17 protein-coding genes are annotated in these 18588 nt (G+C 58.7%); 12 read left to right on the forward strand and 5 right to left on the reverse strand.

What is annotated here, in order from left to right; all coding sequences use genetic code 11:
• The 8 genes from AUC61_RS10545 to hemN all read left to right on the forward strand — a co-directional run bounded on the left by AUC61_RS10545 (window position 1) and on the right by hemN (window position 8576).
• Window positions 1–189, forward strand: coding sequence for a cbb3-type cytochrome oxidase subunit 3 (locus tag AUC61_RS10545; RefSeq protein ID WP_122666317.1), 189 nt, complete (start codon window positions 1–3; stop codon window positions 187–189).
• Window positions 186–1154, forward strand: a complete 969-nt coding sequence (gene ccoP, locus AUC61_RS10550; RefSeq protein ID WP_243245895.1) for a cytochrome-c oxidase, cbb3-type subunit III — start codon at window positions 186–188, stop codon at window positions 1152–1154. Before AUC61_RS10545 ends, ccoP begins: the two co-directional genes overlap by 4 nt.
• Window positions 1155–1486: 332 nt before the next feature.
• Window positions 1487–2899, forward strand: coding sequence for a cytochrome c oxidase accessory protein CcoG (gene ccoG, locus AUC61_RS10555; protein WP_243245897.1), 1413 nt, complete (start codon window positions 1487–1489; stop codon window positions 2897–2899).
• Window positions 2900–2911: 12 nt separating this feature from the next.
• A complete protein-coding gene (locus AUC61_RS10560; RefSeq protein ID WP_243245899.1) occupies window positions 2912–3451 on the forward strand; it encodes a FixH family protein in 540 nt (179 codons plus the stop codon).
• A gap of 185 nt (window positions 3452–3636) precedes the next feature.
• Window positions 3637–6099 carry a heavy metal translocating P-type ATPase gene (locus AUC61_RS10565; protein ID WP_243245900.1) on the forward strand — a complete coding sequence of 821 codons (2463 nt, stop codon included), beginning with the start codon at window positions 3637–3639 and terminating at the stop codon, window positions 6097–6099.
• Window positions 6078–6281, forward strand: coding sequence for a cbb3-type cytochrome oxidase assembly protein CcoS (gene ccoS, locus AUC61_RS10570; protein WP_243245902.1), 204 nt, complete (start codon window positions 6078–6080; stop codon window positions 6279–6281). The genes AUC61_RS10565 and ccoS overlap by 22 nt, the downstream gene beginning before the upstream one ends.
• A 155-nt stretch (window positions 6282–6436) precedes the next feature.
• The gene (locus AUC61_RS10575; protein WP_243245903.1) at window positions 6437–7120 is read left to right on the forward strand and encodes a sulfite exporter TauE/SafE family protein; all 684 of its coding nucleotides are present in this window, start codon (window positions 6437–6439) and stop codon (window positions 7118–7120) included.
• Window positions 7121–7193: 73 nt separating this feature from the next.
• The gene (gene hemN / locus AUC61_RS10580) at window positions 7194–8576 is read left to right on the forward strand and encodes an oxygen-independent coproporphyrinogen III oxidase (protein ID WP_243245905.1); all 1383 of its coding nucleotides are present in this window, start codon (window positions 7194–7196) and stop codon (window positions 8574–8576) included.
• Between the two features lie 27 nt (window positions 8577–8603).
• On the opposite strand, the gene AUC61_RS10585 is transcribed toward hemN, so the two are convergent.
• The gene (locus AUC61_RS10585) at window positions 8604–9080 is read right to left on the reverse strand and encodes a chemotaxis protein (RefSeq protein ID WP_243245906.1); all 477 of its coding nucleotides are present in this window, start codon (window positions 9078–9080) and stop codon (window positions 8604–8606) included.
• A 154-nt stretch (window positions 9081–9234) separates the two neighbouring features.
• On the opposite strand from AUC61_RS10585, the gene fnr reads away from it, so the two are divergent.
• Together fnr and AUC61_RS10595 are read left to right on the forward strand one after the other, a co-directional pair.
• On the forward strand, window positions 9235–9969 hold the full coding sequence (gene fnr / locus AUC61_RS10590; RefSeq protein WP_243245909.1) for a fumarate/nitrate reduction transcriptional regulator Fnr: 735 nt from the start codon (window positions 9235–9237) through the stop codon (window positions 9967–9969).
• Between the two features lie 68 nt (window positions 9970–10037).
• Entirely contained in the window at window positions 10038–10583 is a 546-nt protein-coding gene (locus tag AUC61_RS10595; RefSeq protein WP_027900957.1) for an adenine phosphoribosyltransferase, read from the forward strand.
• A gap of 249 nt (window positions 10584–10832) precedes the next feature.
• On the opposite strand, the gene recR is transcribed toward AUC61_RS10595, so the two are convergent.
• From recR to dnaX, 4 genes are all read right to left on the reverse strand, one after another.
• A complete protein-coding gene (gene recR, locus AUC61_RS10600; protein WP_243245911.1) occupies window positions 10833–11435 on the reverse strand; it encodes a recombination mediator RecR in 603 nt (200 codons plus the stop codon).
• Window positions 11436–11509: 74 nt separating this feature from the next.
• Window positions 11510–12544: an NADP-dependent oxidoreductase gene (locus AUC61_RS10605; RefSeq protein WP_243245912.1), complete on the reverse strand. Its 1035-nt coding sequence runs from the start codon at window positions 12542–12544 to the stop codon at window positions 11510–11512.
• Between the two features lie 572 nt (window positions 12545–13116).
• Window positions 13117–13443 carry a YbaB/EbfC family nucleoid-associated protein gene (locus tag AUC61_RS10610; RefSeq protein WP_027900954.1) on the reverse strand — a complete coding sequence of 109 codons (327 nt, stop codon included), beginning with the start codon at window positions 13441–13443 and terminating at the stop codon, window positions 13117–13119.
• A 65-nt stretch (window positions 13444–13508) separates the two neighbouring features.
• Window positions 13509–15668, reverse strand: coding sequence for a DNA polymerase III subunit gamma/tau (gene dnaX, locus AUC61_RS10615; RefSeq protein WP_243245914.1), 2160 nt, complete (start codon window positions 15666–15668; stop codon window positions 13509–13511).
• A 171-nt stretch (window positions 15669–15839) separates the two neighbouring features.
• On the opposite strand from dnaX, the gene AUC61_RS10620 reads away from it, so the two are divergent.
• Window positions 15840–16589 (forward strand): substrate-binding periplasmic protein, encoded by a 750-nt coding sequence (locus AUC61_RS10620; protein WP_243245916.1) that lies wholly within the window; start codon window positions 15840–15842, stop codon window positions 16587–16589.
• A 106-nt stretch (window positions 16590–16695) separates the two neighbouring features.
• On the forward strand, window positions 16696–18369 hold the full coding sequence (locus AUC61_RS10625) for an acid phosphatase (protein WP_243245918.1): 1674 nt from the start codon (window positions 16696–16698) through the stop codon (window positions 18367–18369).
• The last annotated feature ends 219 nt before the right edge of the window (window positions 18370–18588 follow it).

Below are 18588 nucleotides of genomic sequence, written 5' to 3' on the forward strand. Positions count from 1 at the left end.
ATGGATATCGGGATGATTCGTGGCCTGGGCACCCTGGTGGTGATGGTGGCCTTTATCGGTCTGGCGCTCTGGGTATTCAGCCCCCGGCGTAAGTCAGAGTTTGACGACGCAACCTTGCTGCCCTTCGCGGACGACCCCGAAGCGATCAAAAAAGTCGAGCAGGAAAAAGCATCCGGGAGCAAGCAATGAGTACCTTTTGGAGTCTCTACGTCAGCGTTCTGACCCTCGGCACCATCTTCGCCCTGACCTGGTTATTGCTGTCGACCCGCAAGGGCCAGCGCGACGAAGCCACGGAAGAAACCGTCGGCCATTCCTTCGATGGCATCGAGGAATACGACAACCCTCTGCCCAAATGGTGGTTCATGCTGTTCATCGGCACGATCATTTTCGCCCTGGGCTATCTGGTGCTATATCCCGGGCTAGGTAACTGGAAAGGCGTCTGGCCGGGCTACGGCTACATGAATACCGAGAAGCAAATCGAATTCTCCGACGGCCAGACAGGCTGGACCGGCGTGCACGAGTGGGAAAAGGAAATGGCACGCTCCGAAGCGCGATTTGGCCCGATCTTCGCCAAGTTTGCTTCAATGCCCATCGAAGAAGTCGCCAAGGATCCGCAGGCCCTGAAAATGGGTGGCCGCCTGTTCGCCTCCAACTGTTCGGTGTGTCACGGCTCCGACGCCAAAGGCGCTTATGGCTTCCCCAACCTGACGGACGATGACTGGCGCTGGGGCGGTGAGCCACAAACCATCAAAGCCACGATCATGGGCGGCCGCCATGCGGTGATGCCTGCCTGGGGCGAGGCAATCAAGGAACAAGGCGTACGTGACGTTTCGGCCTATGTATTGACCGTACTGGGCAGTCGAAAATTACCGGAAGACGCCAAAGCTGATCCGGTCGCTGGCCAGAAAATCTATGCAACCACCTGCGTAGCCTGCCACGGCCCGGAAGGCAAAGGCACACAAGCACTGGGTGCACCAGACCTGACTCATCCAGGCGCGTTCATCTACGGCTCAAGCTACGCGCAACTGCAGCAGACCATCCGTTACGGTCGCCAGGGGCAGATGCCTGCTCAGGAAGCGATTCAGGGCAATGACAAAGTGCACATCCTCGCGGCGTATGTTTACAGCTTGTCGCAGGGGGAGAAGGCTGAGTAAGGTCAGTTCATTTTGCAAACATGTGATTCTGAATTGAAATGCGCTTCCCTGTGGGAGCTGGGCTTGCCCGCGACAAGGCTGGACGCGTTTCACTTTAGATCGCATTCAGCCTTATCGCGAGCAAGCTCGGCTCCCACAGGGAAATCACATACCGCAAAAAAACTGCAAATCAATTGACCCGAATCAGCACGCTCTACACCTGTTTGCGCCAGGATTCGCTGCGATCCACTAACCGAGCCTGCAGGCGTATCATTGCCGTTATAACAGGACGCTACTGACCCCAGTCGGCACGTACTGGCTGAGGCATTTTTCCACTGCCGTGGGACACACTGATGAGCAACAACATTCCTGTCGTCAACGTCACCCCGCCGTCCAATAAAGACAATCAGACGGTCGACCTTTACGCCTCGCGAGAAAAAATCTACACCCGCGCCTTCACCGGTCTGTTCCGCAACCTGCGCATGCTCGGCGGCGCTCTGCTGTTTCTGATTTACTTCGGCACCGTCTGGTTGAACTGGGGCGGACATCAGGCAGTGTGGTGGAACCTGCCGGAGCGCAAGTTCTACATTTTTGGCGCAACCTTCTGGCCGCAGGACTTCATCCTCCTGTCGGGCATCCTGATCGTCAGCGCGTTCGGCCTGTTTTTCATCACTGTCTACGCGGGCCGGGTGTGGTGCGGCTACACGTGCCCGCAAAGCGTCTGGACGTGGATTTTCATGTGGTGCGAAAAGGTCACCGAGGGCGATCGCAACCAGCGTATCAAGCTCGACAAGGCCCCCATGAGCGCCAACAAGTTTGTGCGCAAACTGTCCAAGCACAGCCTGTGGCTGCTGATCGGTTTCGCCACCGGGCTGACCTTTGTCGGCTACTTTTCGCCGATTCGCGATCTGGTCACTGAGCTGTTCACCGGGCAGGCGGATGGCTGGGCGTATTTCTGGATTGGCTTCTTCACCCTGGCAACTTACGGCAACGCCGGCTGGCTGCGTGAGCAAGTGTGCATTTACATGTGCCCCTATGCGCGCTTCCAGAGTGTGATGTTCGACAAGGACACCCTGATCGTGTCCTACGACCCACGCCGTGGAGAGAAACGAGGCCCGCGCAAAAAAGAACAGGACTACAAGGCACAAGGTCTGGGCGACTGCATCGACTGCACGATGTGCGTGCAGGTCTGCCCCACCGGCATCGACATACGTGACGGCCTGCAAGTCGAATGCATCGGTTGCGCCGCCTGCATCGATGCCTGCGACAGCATCATGGACAAGATGAACTACCCGCGCGGCCTGATCAGCTATACCACCGAGCACAACCTTTCCGGTCAGGTCACCCACACGTTGCGACCGCGGCTGCTCGGCTATGCGGCGGTGCTGCTGGTAATGATCGGGTTGCTGGCTTCGGCGTTCTTCATGCGCTCGCTCGTCGGCTTTGACGTCAGCAAGGACCGCGTCCTGTACCGGGAAAACGCCGAAGGCCGAATCGAGAACGTCTACAGCCTGAAAGTGATGAACAAGGACCAGGTGGATCATACCTACGTGCTGGATGCCACCGGCTTGCCTGACCTGAAACTGCAGGGTCGTCGTGAATTCAGAGTGCCTGCCGGAGAAATTTTCAGCATGCCGGTCGAGCTGTCCATCGCGCCCGAAAAACTGCCATCGAGCACCAACGAGGTGATCTTCATCCTCAAGGATGCAGACGGCGATGCTCACGCAGAAACCAAGAGCCGGTTTATCGGCCCGCAAGTTCGTTAAAGAGAGCAACCCATGTCCGTCGCAACTGCGCAAAGCCCTTGGTACAAGCACATCTGGCCATGGATCCTGATTGGTATTCTGACTTGCTCGGTCACCCTGTCGCTGACCATGGTGACAATCGCGGTGAACAACCCGGATAACCTGGTCAACGACAACTATTACGAGGCCGGCAAAGGTATCAATCGCTCACTTGACCGCGAACTGCTGGCCCAGACCTTGAAGCTCAAAGCCCATGTGCGTCTGGACGAACTGACGGGTGAAGCCGACCTTCGCCTGAGCGGTAACAGCAAACCGAAAACGCTTGAGCTGAACCTGATCTCCCCGACCCAACCGCAGAAAGACCGCAGAATTTTCCTGACCCAAAGCGCTACCGAACCGGATCGCTACATCGGCCAATTGACCGACAAAGTCGAGGGCCGGCGTTTTGTTGAGCTGCTGGGCAGCGAGAATGGCCAGACCTGGCGGTTGTTCGAAGAAGAACTGATCAGCCACGACAAAGACCTTGCACTGGGCGATGAAGCGATTCAGGGTGCGGAAGATTTGAGGAAGTGAGCGCTTGGCGGTTTTGATTAAAAATGCAATCTAATGAATTGAACCCAATTCTGTAGGAGCTCACCGAGGTTACGAGGCCAGCGATGGCGGTTTGTCTGACACCCCGCTATCGCTGGCCTCGTAACCTCGGTGAGCTCCTACAGATCCATCGATTGCTCCCTTTCCGCAGGACTTGCTGTACCGCCATGACCACACCTATCCCCTGCTACCACTGCGCTCTGCCCGTCCCGACTGGCAGTCGCTTTCATGCCGTCGTGCTCGGGAAAACCCGGGCGATGTGTTGTCCAGGGTGTCAGGCGGTCGCTGAATCGATCGTTGCCGGTGGCCTGGAAAGTTATTACAGCCATCGTAGCCAGGCGTCCGCCAATCCGGAAACACTGCCTGCGCAGTTGCTGGACGAACTGGCGTTGTACGACCGCGCTGAGGTGCAGGCACCGTTCGTGCGGCATCAAGGCGAACAGGCAGAAACGACACTGTTGATAGAGGGCATCAGTTGTGCGGCGTGTGGCTGGCTCATCGAACGCCACCTGCGCACCCTGCCCGCCGTCGCTGAAGCACGTCTGAATCTGTCCAACCACAGGCTCCACGTCAGTTGGTCCGACGGCCAAATGCCGTTGAGCCAGCTATTGAGCCAATTGCGCAATATCGGCTACGTCGCGCACCCTTATCAGGCTGACCGGGCTGCGGCCAAACTGGCTGATGAAAATCGTCAGGCCCTGCGCCAGCTCGGTGTGGCCGGGCTGCTGTGGTTCCAGGCGATGATGGCGACCATGGCCACCTGGCCGGAATTCAACATGGATCTCAGCCCGGAGATGCACACCATCCTGCGCTGGGTGGCGATGTTTCTGACGACGCCCATCGTCTTTTACAGCTGCGAGCCATTCTTTCGCGGGGCCATGCGTGACCTGCGCACCCGCCATCTGACCATGGACGTTTCCGTATCCCTGGCGATTGGCAGTGCCTATGTCGCGGGTATCTGGACCGCCATCACCGGTAACGGCGAGCTGTACTTCGATGCGGTGGGCATGTTCGCCCTGTTCCTGCTGGCCGGACGCTACCTGGAACGCCGCGCTCGCGAGCGCACTGCGGCGGCCACCGCGCAACTGGTCAATCTGCTGCCCGCGTCCTGCCTGCGCCTGAATGAACAGGGCCAGAGCGAACGTATCCTGCTCAGCGAATTGAAGCTCGGTGATCAGATACTGGTGCAGCCCGGTGCTGTACTGCCCGCCGACGGCAAAATCCTCGAGGGTCTATCGAGCATCGACGAATCGTTGCTGACCGGTGAGTACCTGCCTCAGCCGCGCAACCCTGGCGATGCGGTCACGGCGGGCACCTTGAACGTCGAAAGCACGCTCACCGTGAAAGTGCTCGCGCTGGGGCACGAAACCCGCCTGTCAGCCATCGTCCGATTGCTGGAGCGCGCACAGGCGGAAAAACCCCGATTGGCGGAAATCGCTGATCAAGCTGCGCAGTGGTTCCTGTTGTTCTCACTGATTACCGCTGCAATTATCGGGCTTGTCTGGTGGCAGATCGATGAGTCGCGGGCGTTCTGGATCGTACTGGCGATGCTGGTCGCGACGTGCCCTTGCGCCCTGTCGCTGGCCACCCCGACAGCGCTGACAGCCGCTACCGGAACCCTGCACACACTGGGACTGTTGCTGATCCGAGGCCATGTGCTGGAAGGCTTGAATCAGATCGACACGGTGATTTTCGACAAAACCGGAACCCTGACCGAAGGACGGCTGGCGCTGCGCAGTATCAAGCCGCTGGGCAAACTGGATGCAGACAGCTGCCTGCGCCTCGCAGCCGCGCTTGAGAATCGTTCGGAGCACCCCATCGCAAAAGCCTTCGGCCGCGCACCTGTGGCTGCCGAGGAGGTCTTCAGCCGAGCGGGGCTGGGGCTTGAGGGTGTCGTCAACGGACAAACACTACGAATCGGGCAACCGGAGTTTGTCTGCGCCTTGAGCGCCAGCGACATCCCGCCAGCGCCCGATCAGACCGGCCAGCACCTGTTACTCGGCGACCGCGAGGGGCCTTTGGCCTGGTTCGTACTTGATGACCGACTGCGTGAAGATGCACACGCACTGCTGCAGGACTGCAAGGCGCGCGGCTGGAAAACCTTGCTGCTGTCAGGCGACAGCTCGCCGATGGTTGCTCAGGTTGCTGCCGAACTGGGTATCGACGAAGCCCGCGGCGGCCTGCATCCCGATGCCAAACTGGCAGTCCTGCAAGAGCTTCAGCAGCAAGGGCGCAAAGTCCTGATGCTCGGGGACGGCGTCAATGATGTACCAATCCTGGCGGCTGCCGACATCAGTGTCGCCATGGGCTCGGCGACTGACCTGGCGAAAACCAGTGCCGACGCGGTCCTGCTGTCCAACCGGCTGCAAGCACTGATTCAAGCCTTTGGTCTGGCGCGCCGGACACGCCGGGTGATCATTGAGAATCTGCTCTGGGCCGGGCTGTACAATGGCCTCATGCTGCCTTTTGCGGCCCTCGGCTGGATCACCCCCATCTGGGCTGCGGTGGGCATGTCCATCAGTTCATTGGCGGTGGTCCTCAATGCGTTGCGCCTGACCCGCATGCCGTCCACCTCAGAACCTCATCGGCAGCCTGCTTCGGAGGCTTTATGCCAGCGCTCTATATCATGATCCCGGCGGCGTTGCTGCTGGTTGGCGTGGCTATCTATATTTTCTTCTGGGCAGTGGACAGCGGCCAATACGACGACATGGAAGGCCCGGCGCACAGCATTCTTTTTGATGACCAGGACCCGAAACATCAGGCGGCAGTTGATGAGGTTGCGGGAAGGAAGAAAGATGAGTCTGATGTTTAGGTCTGGCCGACATTCTTGTAGGAGCTCACGAGCAACGCAGGGCAGCGATGGCGGTGTGTCAGGCAGAATGCTATCGCTGCCTCGCGTTGCTCGTGAGCGCCTACAGAGAAAGCATTTCAGTTCGGAAAGTCATTTTATCTGTGATGAGCGGACTCATGACTGACCTGCCCCCCCTCCTGGTCTCCGCCCTGATCCTCGGCCTGCTCGGCGGAGGGCATTGCCTGGGCATGTGCGGCGGGCTGATGGGCGCGCTGACACTGGCCATTCCCAATGAGCAACGCAGCCGACGTTTCAGGCTGCTGTTGGCCTACAACCTCGGGCGAATTTGCAGCTACGCCTGCGCCGGGTTATTGACCGGTCTGGCGGGCTGGGCAGTCGCCAATAGCCCCGGCGCATTGGCATTGCGCGTGGTGGCCGCGTTGCTGCTGATCGCCATGGGCCTTTATCTGGCCGGGTGGTGGAGCGGCCTGACCCGTATCGAAGGCCTTGGCCGCTGGTTGTGGCGTTACATTCAACCTGTCGCCAATCGACTGCTGCCGGTGTCGAGCTTGCCGCGCGCGTTGCTGCTGGGCGGACTGTGGGGCTGGTTACCTTGCGGTCTGGTGTACAGCACCCTGCTCTGGTCGGCGAGCCAGGGTAATGCCATCAACAGCGCTTTGCTGATGCTGGCCTTCGGCATCGGTACCTGCCCGGTATTACTGGCAACCGGCCTTGCGGCGCAACGGACTACCGCGCTGTTGCGCAAGCGTGGCGTCCGGATGGCGGGCGGCCTGCTAGTGATCATGTTCGGACTCTGGACACTGCCTGGCCCGCATCAGCACTGGTTGATGGGCCATTGACCCATATCAAAAGAACTGCAAGCGCGTTTCCTTAGACTGACCGTTACTGCCAGCCGCCCCAGGGAACGCCAACATGCTCGACGCCATCCGTTGGGATTCTGATCTGATTCGCCGCTACGATCTGGCGGGACCACGCTACACCTCCTACCCCACAGCAGTGCAATTTCATACGCAGGTCGGTGCCTTCGACCTGCTGCATGCACTGCGCGACAGCCGCAAGGCCGTCCGCCCGCTGTCGCTTTACGTGCATATCCCGTTCTGCGCCAACATTTGCTACTACTGCGCCTGCAACAAAGTCATTACCAAGGATCGCGGTCGCGCCCAGGCCTATCTGCAGCGGCTCGAGCATGAAATGCGGATGATTGCCTGCCACCTTGATCCTGGCCAGGTCGTCGAACAGCTGCATTTTGGCGGCGGCACGCCGACCTTTCTGAGCCACGATGAGTTACGCCAATTAATGGGTTTCCTGCGCCAGCACTTCAACCTGCTGGACGACGACTCCGGCGACTATGGCATCGAGATTGATCCGCGCGAAGCTGACTGGTCGACCATGGGTCTGTTGCGCGAACTGGGCTTCAACCGGGTCAGCCTCGGCGTGCAGGATCTGGACCCTCAGGTTCAGCGCGCGGTGAATCGCTTGCAAAGCCTGGAAGAAACCCAGGCAATCATTGATGCCGCACGTACCCTGCAATTCCGCTCAGTCAACATCGATCTGATTTACGGGCTGCCCAAACAGTTGCCGGAGGCTTTTGCACGGACGGTAGAAGAAATCATCGCCCTGCAACCCGACCGGCTGTCAGTGTTCAACTACGCTCATCTGCCGGAGCGCTTCATGCCGCAGCGGCGTATCGACAGCAATGACCTGCCCTCCCCCGAAACCAAATTGCAGATGCTCGAACACACGATCGAGCAATTGACCGCAGCCGGTTACCGCTACATCGGTATGGATCACTTTGCCCTGCCGGATGATGAGCTGGCGATCGCTCAGGAAGAACTGACCCTGCGACGTAATTTTCAGGGCTACACCACTCACGGCCACTGCGACCTGATTGGTCTGGGCGTTTCAGCGATCAGCCAGATCGGCAATCTGTACAGCCAGAACAGCAACGACCTGGCTGACTACCAAAGCCTGCTGGCCAGCGACCAATTGGCGACCAAACGCGGCCTGGTGTGCAATCAGGACGACCGCATTCGCCGAGCGGTGATTCAACAACTGGTCTGTCATTTCACGTTGCGGTTTGCCGACATTGAAACGGAATTCGATATCGACTTCCGGGCTTATTTTCGCGAGTTATGGCCGCAGCTCACGACAATGGCCAGCGACGGGCTGATCGCTCTTGAGGCAACGGGCATCGCGATACTGCCCGCCGGCCGGCTATTGGCTCGCTCGGTATGCATGGTCTTCGACGCGTACCTGACCGAACAGAATCGTCAGCGCTTTTCCCGGGTGATATGAGCAGCTCCTGCAGGATGGGCCGCTAGCTTACATTTTGGCCAGCATCAGCATGCTTGCCTTGGCTTTGTCGGCCGATTTCAGTTGCAGCGCGTTCATCACAGAAGACAGGTCACTGGCCGAAGTACTGATCTGACGCTGATAAATGGCAGAAACGGTCTGCAGTGCAGCCGCCTTCGCCTGGCGCATATCGGGATTGAGCGACTTGTCGTTGAGGGTCGCCTGCAACTCGCTGTTCGATTGCGCCAGCCTTTTCTGAGAGTCACGCACAGAATTCAGGATTTTCTGCACCGAGTCTGGCAAGCCACTCTGCTTGATATCAGTATTGGTCGAGCCGGATAACGCCGCCCTCGCCAGACCGGCCGCAGAAAGACTGACCTCTGCGCTCTGGGAGGTCGGTATGGTGGCGGCACTCTGTGGCGCGGCCTTTTCAGCGGCGCTTTTCTGTGCAGCCGCATTGGCCGTCAGGAAAGCACGGCTGATGGCGGTAAGAGCGGATGACCACATGAGCGGGGACCTGTTTGAGAAGGCGGGTGATGCCAAAACTATCGACCGCTGCATGCAAAGCTTGATAGCCCTGCGGCAGTTCGGCGCTGGCCTGAGTAGTCACTGGTGAGTTACCCTTATGACTTATGTGTGATTACCACAAGGAAATAAAGTGATGCCCGAGCCAGTCAAAGTACGCGCTCATACCCAGGCCCATTGCAAGGATTGCAGTCTGGCTCCGCTGTGCTTGCCGCTCTCCTTGAATCTCGAAGACATGGATGCTCTGGACCAGATCGTCAAACGCGGTCGACCGCTGAAAAAGGGCGAGTTCCTGTTCCGTCAGGGTGACACTTTCGGCTCGGTATACGCGGTACGTTCGGGCGCACTGAAGACCTTCAATATCAGTGACGGTGGCGAAGAGCAACTGACCGGTTTCCATTTGCCCAGCGAGCTTGTGGGCATGTCGGGCATGGACGCTGAAGCCTATCCGGTTTCGGCTCAGGCGCTGGAAACCACCTCGGTGTGTGAAATCCCGTTTGAGCGTCTGGACGAACTCTCCGTGCAGCTGCCACAACTGCGCCGCCAGTTGATGCGCGTCATGAGCCGGGAAATCCGTGACGATCAGCAAATGATGTTGCTGCTGTCGAAAAAAACCGCAGACGAGCGCATCGCGACGTTTCTGGTCAACCTGTCGGCGCGCTTCCGTGCCCGGGGCTTTTCGGCCAACCAGTTCCGCCTGAGCATGTCGCGCAACGAGATTGGTAATCACCTGGGCCTCGCGGTGGAGACAGTGTCGCGGGTCTTCACCCGCTTCCAGCAGAACGAACTGATTGCTGCAGAAGGCAAAGAGATCAGGATCCTTGATCCGATCCAGCTGTGCGCACTGGCGGGTGGCGCTGTCGAAAGCTGAGGGTGCGATCCGGAGCTGGCGCCTTTAGACTAGGCAATCGATTCAAACCTCCAGCCCTGGACCACCTGATGATTTTCGACGAAGCCAGCTTCAAATCCCTGATTCGCCCGGTCGTGGACTTTCCCAAGCCGGGCGTTATCTTTCGCGACATCACCCCACTGTTCCAATCCCCTAAAGCCACTCGACTGGTGATGGACAGTTTCGTGCAACGTTACATCGAGGCGGATTTCAGTCACATCGGTGTGATGGATGCTAGGGGCTTTCTGATCGGTTCGATTGTGGCTTATGAACTCAACAAGCCGCTGATCCTGTTTCGCAAGCAAGGCAAACTGCCTGCGGACGTGCTGTCAGAGGGTTATCAGACTGAATACGGCGAAGCATTTCTTGAAGTGCACGCCGACAGCTTATGCGACGGAGACTCGGTGGTGATGTTCGACGACCTGATCGCCACAGGTGGAACGCTGATCGCGGCTGCCAATTTGATCCGCCGTATGGGCGCGAAAATTCACGAAGCAGCGGCCATTATTGATTTGCCGGAACTCGGCGGCTCAAAGCGCCTGCAAGATCTGCAGATTCCTACGTTTTGCCTGACGAGTTTCGGGCTGACGGAGTAATTCGCTGCTCGACCTAATGCATTACCCAACTTTTGAAGGGTGATGCAGGATCCCTGTGGGGGCGAATTCATTCGCGAATGAATTCGCTCCCACTGAACAACATACAAATTAGATTAAAATGCATTTTCTGTAGGAGCTGCCGAAGGCTGCGATGCATTTATCCTGACAGACCGCGATCGCAGCCTTCGGCAGCTCCTACAGGTCCTGTGCTTGCCACGAGACAGCGCGGCCTGATTAAGCGTCAGGCATTTACAACGCGATCGGTTTGCGCCCTGCAAACGAGTGCGCCAACGTGCCGCCGTCCACCAGCTCCAACTCGCCACCCAGCGGTACACCGTGGGCGATGCGTGAAGTGATCAGGCCTTTGTTGGTCAGCAGTTGCGCGATGTAGTGCGCGGTGGCTTCGCCTTCGACAGTCGGATTGGTGGCCAGAATGACTTCAGTAAAAGTCCCCTGTTCGTTGATACGTGCCAGCAGTTGCGGAATGCCGATGGCCTCCGGACCAAGCCCGTCCAGCGGCGACAAGTGCCCCTTGAGTACGAAGTAGCGACCACGATAACCAGTCTGTTCTACCGCGTAGACATCCATCGGCCCCTCCACCACGCACAGCAGGGTGTCATCCCGACGGGTGTCCGAACACTGCGGACACAGATCGTCTTCGGTCAGGGTTCGGCACTGCCGACAATGCCCTACCCCTTCCATCGCCTGGCTTAATGCCAACGCCAGCCGCGAACCGCCACTGCGATCACGCTCAAGCAGTTGCAGCGCCATGCGTTGCGCGGTTTTTTGACCGACCCCTGGCAGGGTGCGCAGGGCATCGATCAGTTGGCGAATCAGTGGGCTGAAGCTCATGGAGAAAGGTCCGACAAAAACACAAGACGCGGTTTATACCCGCGCCCTGCCAGCAGCGTCAATCAAGGGTTACGTCATGCGTCCGAGACGTGAACCACCAATTTGCCAAAGTTGCGTCCTTCCAGCAGGCCAATAAAGGCTTCTGGCGCTTGCTCAAGGCCCTGCACCACGTCTTCACGGAATTTGATCTTGCCTTCGGTGACCAGTGGCGTCATCTCGCGGAAGAACTCTTCGTGACGATGGCCGTATTCCTCGAACACGATAAAACCCTGCATACGGGCGCGCTTGGTCAGTATCGTGCGCAACAGCAGTGGCAAGTCGTTCGGACCTTCAGGCACGCCCTGGGCGTTGTACTGAGCAATCACGCCACACACTGGAATCCGCGCCTTGGGATTGAGTAGCGGCAACACAGCATCGAAGACTTTGCCGCCAACCAGTTCGAAGTAGATGTCGATGCCTTTGCCGCAAGCCTGTTTCAATTCTTCGGCGAAATTGTCACCCTTGTGGTCGATACAGGCGTCGAAGCCCAGCTCATCAACCACATAACGGCACTTGTCCGCACCACCTGCTACGCCGACAACTCGCAAGCCGTTCAATTTGGCGACCTGCCCTACCACTGAGCCCACCGCACCCGACGCCGCCGCGACCACCAGCGTTTCGCCTTCCTGCGGTTTGCCGATGTCCATCAGGCCCATGTAGGCCGTCATACCCGGCATACCTAGCACGCCGACAGCCATGGAGTCGCTTGGCAAGTCTTTCGGGATGAGCTGCAGCGCCGCTCCATCATTGATGCTGTGAGTCTGCCAGCCCGTCTGGCCAACCACGCGGTCACCGACCTTGTACTTTGGGTTACGCGACTGCTCAACGATGCTGACAGCACCGCCTTCCATCACGTCGTCTATCTCGACCGGATCGGCATAGGACGGTGCGTCACTCATACGCCCGCGCATATAGGGGTCCAGAGACAGGTAAAGAGTGCGCAACTGCACTTGCCCTTCCTGCAGGTCCGGCAGTGCTTCACGCTCCAGACGGAAGTTTTCCGGGGTCGGCGCACCGGTCGGACGGGAGGCCAGGACAATTCGCTGGTTAAGAATCAATTCTTGGGTCATCAAAGCGGCTCCTTGGAAATGAATTCTATGGGGTATGCAGAAGCAGACCTTCTGAAGCCAGTGACGTTCGGTTGGATGCTGATGAGCATTATCTGTGGGAGCTGAGCTTGCTCGCGAAGAAATCAATCAGATTCATCTGCACGACCGCAGCGCCTGCATCGCGGGCAAGCACCGCTCCCACAAAAGATCGTCTCCTGTGGGAGCGAGGCTCGCCCGCGATGAAAGCAATCGGGCTCATCTGCACGACCGCGGCGCCTGCATCGCGGGCAAGCCCGGCTCCCACAAAAGATCGTCTCCTGTTGGAGCGAGGCTCGCCCGCGAGGAAAGCAATCGGGCTCATCTGCACGACCGCAGCGCCTGCATCGCGGGCAAACCCTGCTCCCACAGGTGAAACGCGCTTTATCTGTGGGAGCGGTGCTTGCCCGCGATAAGGCTGGACGCGATTGACCTGATATCTGCGGTGCTTTTATCGCGGGCAAGCACCGCTCCCACAGGCTCTGGACGACCCGAACTTTTTTGCACAAACAAAAATGCCAGGCACAAGGCCTGGCATTTTGGGGTACAACCTGCAATCAGAATGGCAGCTTCATGCCTGGAGGCAATTGCATGCCTGCTGTCATGCTGGAGGTCTTTTCCTGGCTGGCCTGTTCAATCTTGCGTACTGCGTCGTTGACGGCAGCAGCGATCAGGTCTTCCAGCACTTCCTTGTCTTCCTGCATCAGGCTGTCATCCAGATTGATGCGCTTGACGTCATGGCGACCGGTCATCACTACGCTGACCAGGCCTGCGCCCGATTGGCCGGTGACTTCGGCATTGGCCAGTTCTTCCTGCATCTTGGCCATTTTTTCCTGCATTTGCTGCGCCTGCTTCATCAGGCCAGCCATGCCACCTTTCATCATGGGATATCTCCTCGAAAGTTGATTATGTTAGCGGGTGGGGAAACCAGTCGGCATCCCACCGTCAGTTAATGAGTCTGAGCAACCGGGGCATCCACGGGCTTAATCGTATCCTCCCGGATCACTGCGCCAAACTGTTCAAGCATCTGCTGGATGAACGGATCAGCATGGATCGACGCTTCCGCCTGCCGCTGACGCTCGACACGCAACCGCGAAGCCGCCTGGGCCGGGGTTTCCTGTTCGGGTTTGATCAACTCGATCTTGAGGTTGATCGTGCGCCCGGCAAATTGATTGAGGCCATCGTTAATACGGCGCAACTGGGTCGCGTTGAACAAGGCACTGTGCCCTGGATCCAGATGCAGCAACCAGTTATCGCCGTCCATCGAGACCAGTGTGCAGTTGGATGCGATGCTGCTGGTCATGCCGGAAATCGGTAACTTGTTAAACATGTCCAGCCATTCAGCTGCCAGGCCCGTCGCCGGTTTTGACGCCGGGGCCGGTTCAGCTTCGACCTCTTCGGTCACGGTTTCGTGCGCGAGTTCATCCAGATAACTGTAGGACGCCGGATCGATATCCACATCCGGCTCGACATAATCGTCGTCCGGTGGCGGTTCGTCGTCACGGTCCATCGGCGCAGGAACGTAAGCATCGGGAATGGCTTCAAGCATTGCGGGAGTCACGGCCTGCTCGGCGAAGGCCTCAGGCTGTGGAGCTTCAACCTCCGGCGCATCCGGCACCGGACTGGCTGGCGCAGGACTTGGCATCGGCGTGAGTTCAGGCTGCTCGGCGACGGTGTCGAGTACCGGCTCGGCAACCAGTTCCTGAGCAGGCGTAGCAACCGGCTCGGGTTCAGGTTGTTCTTCATCTACCGGCGGCAACGCCTTGGGCTCGTTCCATGGCAAGTCGACTTCTGCAACTGGCTCAGGTTCTGGCGCAGCTGCAACGGGAGTCGGCGCGGGGGTTTGCACGACCGGCTCGATAATCGGAGCAGCAACTGGCTCAGCAACAACCGGAGCGGGAGCCTGCACAGGAGCAACTGCTACCGGCGCGACAGCGGTCGCACCGGCCACTGGTTGTGCGGAATCAACTGTGGCCGGGTTGATTCCCACTGTCTTTAGTGGCTGCCTCGGGGCATCGCTGCTGTCTGCGGGGCGAAACGCCAACATCCGCAGCAGGACCATTTCGAAGCCGCCACGAGGATCTGGCGCCAACGGCAGATCGCGCCGGCCGATCAAACCCATCTGGTAGTAAAACTGTACGTCTTCGGCAGGCAATGCCTGCGCCAGAGCAAGCACACGATCACGGTCGCCATGGCCGTTGTCGACACCCTCAGGCAATGCCTGGGCAATCGCCACGCGATGCAATACGTTGAGAATCTCCGACAACACGCCGTTCCAGTCAGGGCCCTGCTCGGCCAGGTGGCGGACGGCTTCCAGCAGACTGCGGGCATCACCGTCGATCAAAGCGGTCAGTACATCGAACACCTGGCCGTGATCCAGCGTACCGAGCATGGCCCGCACATCGGCGGCCATTACCTTGCCTTCGCCAAAGGCGATGGCCTGATCGGTAAGGCTCATGGCATCGCGCATCGAGCCGTCGGCGGCACGCCCCAGCAACCACAGTGCATCGTCTTCGAACGGGACGTTTTCGACGCCCAGCACATGGGTCAAATGCTCGACCACGCGCTCCGGCGTCATATTTTTCAGTGAGAACTGCAGACAGCGCGACAGTATCGTCGCTGGCAGCTTTTGCGGGTCAGTCGTCGCGAGGATGAATTTGACGTACGGCGGCGGCTCCTCAAGGGTCTTGAGCAACGCGTTGAACGAGTGGCTGGAGAGCATGTGCACTTCGTCGATCAGGTAGACCTTGAAGCGTCCGCGGCTCGGCGCGTATTGCACGTTATCCAGCAGCTCGCGGGTGTCCTCGACCTTGGTGCGGCTCGCGGCGTCGATTTCGATCAGGTCGACAAAACGACCTTCATCGATCTCCCGGCACACCGAGCAGGTGCCGCAAGGCGTCGACGTAATGCCGGTTTCACAGTTGAGGCACTTGGCGATAATCCGCGCAATCGTGGTTTTACCTACGCCCCGGGTGCCGGTGAATAAATAGGCGTGGTGCAGCCGCTGGCTGTCCAGCGCATTGATCAGGGCCTTCAGCACATGGGTCTGGCCGACCATTTCGCGGAACGAGCGCGGACGCCATTTACGTGCAAGAACCTGATAACTCATGGAAAACCGTCGCAACTGGGAAGCGGAAGACCGCTAATGCTAGCGGAGCAGGGGCAAAATTGCATCTGGTGTCCTCGTCTAATCTGACTAAGCTGTGCAAATGGACGTAAGGCCACGCAGTAGTCGGGTCTTTAAGAGCCTCATTCGCGGCTCGCACTTGAGGGACCTCCCATGCGTAGAAGTCGGCTTATACCGAGCGTACTGTTGCTATTTACCCTGAACGCCGGAGCTGCCGAGCCCCCACTGCGATTTTCCGTGGCTGAAAGCTGGTCGATGCCACTGGTTCAACTGGAGGACTATCAACCCACAGCCGGGATACTGTTCGACATCATGCAAAGCCTGGCCAGCCAGGTGGGTCGCGAAGCCGAGTATCACGTGCTGCCGCGCCTGCGCGTGCAGGCAGCACTGGAGCGCGGCGAAGTCGACATCCGTTGCTACGCGGCGCAAGCCTGGGTGCCCCACCTGTCAGGCGACTACTTCTGGAGCCTGCCGATCCTGTATCAACGTGACCTGCTGATCGCCTCCGCCGAGACCGCCGCAGGGCCTTACCCGGGCCAGTTCGACAACGAAACCATTGGCACCGTGCTGGGCTACAACTATCCGGACCTGCAGTACCTATTCGACAATCACCAACTGGTACGTGAGGATGCCCGCAATCAGGAGCAGACCCTCAGAAAGCTGGCCGCGGGACGCTATAACTACGCGGTGTCGAGCCAACTGGTATTGGATTGGCTCAATCGCGACCTGCCTGCCAGCAAACAGTTGAAAGCCATCTCGTTAATCAGCGAGCAGCCCGCCGGTTGCATCGTGCGCAATGACCCTGATCTGCCGACGCAAAAAATCCTGCGCACACTGGTACGCATGAGAGTCTCCGGTGAAATCCAGCGGATTATCGATCGCTACACAGCCCCGCGTATCTGAACCCTGCGAGAAGCCTGCAACAGGCCTGCTGTAGTAATACCGTCACATAGCGTCGATACGCTCGCCTGAAATATTTAGCAACACTTAGCCCAGGCAGGTAGTTCACATGAGCGATAAACCCGACGATGCCTCGCAAAACAACCCCAGTCGCCGTCGCTTTCTGGGAGGGATGGCAGCTTTAGGTGCCGGTATCGCCTTGAGCGGCTGCGATACCGCTCAGAAATCCTCGTCAGCTCCAGTCGCCCCCCTCACAGGTGCGGCACTGGACAAGGCGCTGCGCGAGCATGTCAAAACCGTCGTGGTGATTTACGCCGAGAACCGCAGTTTCAATAATTTGTTCGGTAACTTCCCTGGGGTGCAGAAGCCATTGTCGGCGCTCAAGCCTGGCGATTATCAACAACGTGACCGCGACGGCTCGCTGCTGAAAACCTTGCCTCCGGCCTGGGGCGGCGTTCTGCAAGTGGGCCCGCAAACGGTTGACGGCGTGAGCTACCCCGCTGGCGGTCAGTTTCAGGAAAACCTGCCCAATGCGCCCTTCCCGCTCAAAGGTATCAATGGCGAAGATTTGCCGCTGAGCCTCGTCACCCGGGACCTGTGGCATGTTTTTTATCAGAATCAGATGCAAATCAACGGCGGCAAGAATGACCGTTTCGTTGCCTGGGCCGATGCGGGTGGCCTGCCGATGGGTTACTACGCACAAAGCCAGTACTCGCTGCGCCTGTGGGATGTCGCCAAGGAGTTTGTACTCTGTGACAACTTCTTCCAGGGAGCCTTTGGCGGCTCGTTTCTCAACCACCAGTATCTGATTGCCGCCACCGCACCGACGTACCCGGATGCTGCGAACTCGGTGGCGAAATCACAAATTGCCCGCCTGGAAAGCGACAACCCGAAGGACCCGCGCCTCAAGCCACTGGAGCAGTCTCCGGCCAGTGCCATGACCGGTCCACCGCAATTCGGCCCCAGCGCGCTGACGCCCGATGGCTATGCGGTCAATACCCTCGCCCCACCGTTCTGGCCAACCTGGCTACGTGATCCGGCAAAGCCGGACTATTCCATGCCGGATTTGCCCAACGTGCTGGTGCCACAGACTCACGAACACATTGGCGACAAGCTGTCGAAGAAGAACATCGACTGGGCGTGGTATGCAGGTGCCTGGCAGGTCACGCTTGATGAGTTCAAGGATTCCACAGGGATCCCGAAAATACCTAACTTCCAGTACCACCATCAGCCGTTCAATTACTTCGTGCAGCAAGGCCCGCAGAACCCGGTTGAACGTAAAAAACGGCTGCGCGATGGCGGGTTGGGCGATGAGGCCAGCAGCAACAGGTTCCTTGCCGATGCTGAGGCGGGCAAGCTGCCTGCGGTGACGTTCTACAAGCCTCAGGGCAATCTGAATATGCACGCGGGTTACGCGGATGTCGCCGCAGGTGACCGGCATATCGACCGCGTCATCAAGGTGCTGCGCAACAGCCCGCAATGGGCGAACATGGTGGTTGTCATTACTGTCGACGAAAATGGCGGCTGGTGGGATCACGTAGCGCCACCCCAGGGCGATCGTTGGGGGCCGGGTACGCGGATTCCTGCGTTGGTGGTTTCTCCTTTCGCGCGTAAGGGCACGGTCGATCATACGGTCTACGATACGGCCTCGATTCTGCGTCTGATCACTCGGGTTCACGGGCTGGAGAAGCTCAACGGTCTCAAGGAGCGAGACAGCGCGATGGTTGCTCGCGGGCAATCGCCGATGGGTGACTTGACCAATGCGCTGCAGTTTCCCACGTGATCAGTTGAGTGTTCTGTCGGCCACTGTCTGGTGACGCGGGAGATTCTATGTTCGCCCGTAACCGCTCACCTGTTGGAGCGAGGCTTGCCCGCGATGGGTGCGCCTCGGTCTTTGTTCAGGTCGCGGGTGGTTGTGTGTACATCCGTTTTTGAGGTTACGGCTGCTATTGGTTGCGCCCTTACGGCGCCTCACTTTTGAGGCGCAAAAGTAAGCAAAACG

Source organism: Pseudomonas maioricensis (assembly GCF_022790535.1).
Classification (GTDB): domain Bacteria; phylum Pseudomonadota; class Gammaproteobacteria; order Pseudomonadales; family Pseudomonadaceae; genus Aquipseudomonas; species Aquipseudomonas maioricensis.

Excerpts from the sequence above, each read along its gene's own strand:
- ccoS (WP_243245902.1), top strand. The coding sequence starts at position 6,078 with ATGCCAGCGCTCTATATCATGATCCCGGCGGCGTTGCTGCTGGTTGGC.
- AUC61_RS10565 (WP_243245900.1), top strand. The coding sequence starts at position 3,637 with ATGACCACACCTATCCCCTGCTACCACTGCGCTCTGCCCGTCCCGACT.
- ccoG (WP_243245897.1), top strand. The coding sequence starts at position 1,487 with ATGAGCAACAACATTCCTGTCGTCAACGTCACCCCGCCGTCCAATAAA.
- AUC61_RS10560 (WP_243245899.1), top strand. The coding sequence starts at position 2,912 with ATGTCCGTCGCAACTGCGCAAAGCCCTTGGTACAAGCACATCTGGCCA.
- hemN (WP_243245905.1), top strand. The coding sequence starts at position 7,194 with ATGCTCGACGCCATCCGTTGGGATTCTGATCTGATTCGCCGCTACGAT.
- dnaX (WP_243245914.1), bottom strand. The coding sequence starts at position 15,668 with ATGAGTTATCAGGTTCTTGCACGTAAATGGCGTCCGCGCTCGTTCCGC.
- AUC61_RS10585 (WP_243245906.1), bottom strand. The coding sequence starts at position 9,080 with ATGTGGTCATCCGCTCTTACCGCCATCAGCCGTGCTTTCCTGACGGCC.
- AUC61_RS10595 (WP_027900957.1), top strand. The coding sequence starts at position 10,038 with ATGATTTTCGACGAAGCCAGCTTCAAATCCCTGATTCGCCCGGTCGTG.
- fnr (WP_243245909.1), top strand. The coding sequence starts at position 9,235 with ATGCCCGAGCCAGTCAAAGTACGCGCTCATACCCAGGCCCATTGCAAG.
- AUC61_RS10620 (WP_243245916.1), top strand. The coding sequence starts at position 15,840 with ATGCGTAGAAGTCGGCTTATACCGAGCGTACTGTTGCTATTTACCCTG.
- AUC61_RS10545 (WP_122666317.1), top strand. The coding sequence starts at position 1 with ATGGATATCGGGATGATTCGTGGCCTGGGCACCCTGGTGGTGATGGTG.
- ccoP (WP_243245895.1), top strand. The coding sequence starts at position 186 with ATGAGTACCTTTTGGAGTCTCTACGTCAGCGTTCTGACCCTCGGCACC.
- AUC61_RS10575 (WP_243245903.1), top strand. The coding sequence starts at position 6,437 with ATGACTGACCTGCCCCCCCTCCTGGTCTCCGCCCTGATCCTCGGCCTG.
- AUC61_RS10625 (WP_243245918.1), top strand. The coding sequence starts at position 16,696 with ATGAGCGATAAACCCGACGATGCCTCGCAAAACAACCCCAGTCGCCGT.
- AUC61_RS10610 (WP_027900954.1), bottom strand. The coding sequence starts at position 13,443 with ATGATGAAAGGTGGCATGGCTGGCCTGATGAAGCAGGCGCAGCAAATG.
- recR (WP_243245911.1), bottom strand. The coding sequence starts at position 11,435 with ATGAGCTTCAGCCCACTGATTCGCCAACTGATCGATGCCCTGCGCACC.
- AUC61_RS10605 (WP_243245912.1), bottom strand. The coding sequence starts at position 12,544 with ATGACCCAAGAATTGATTCTTAACCAGCGAATTGTCCTGGCCTCCCGT.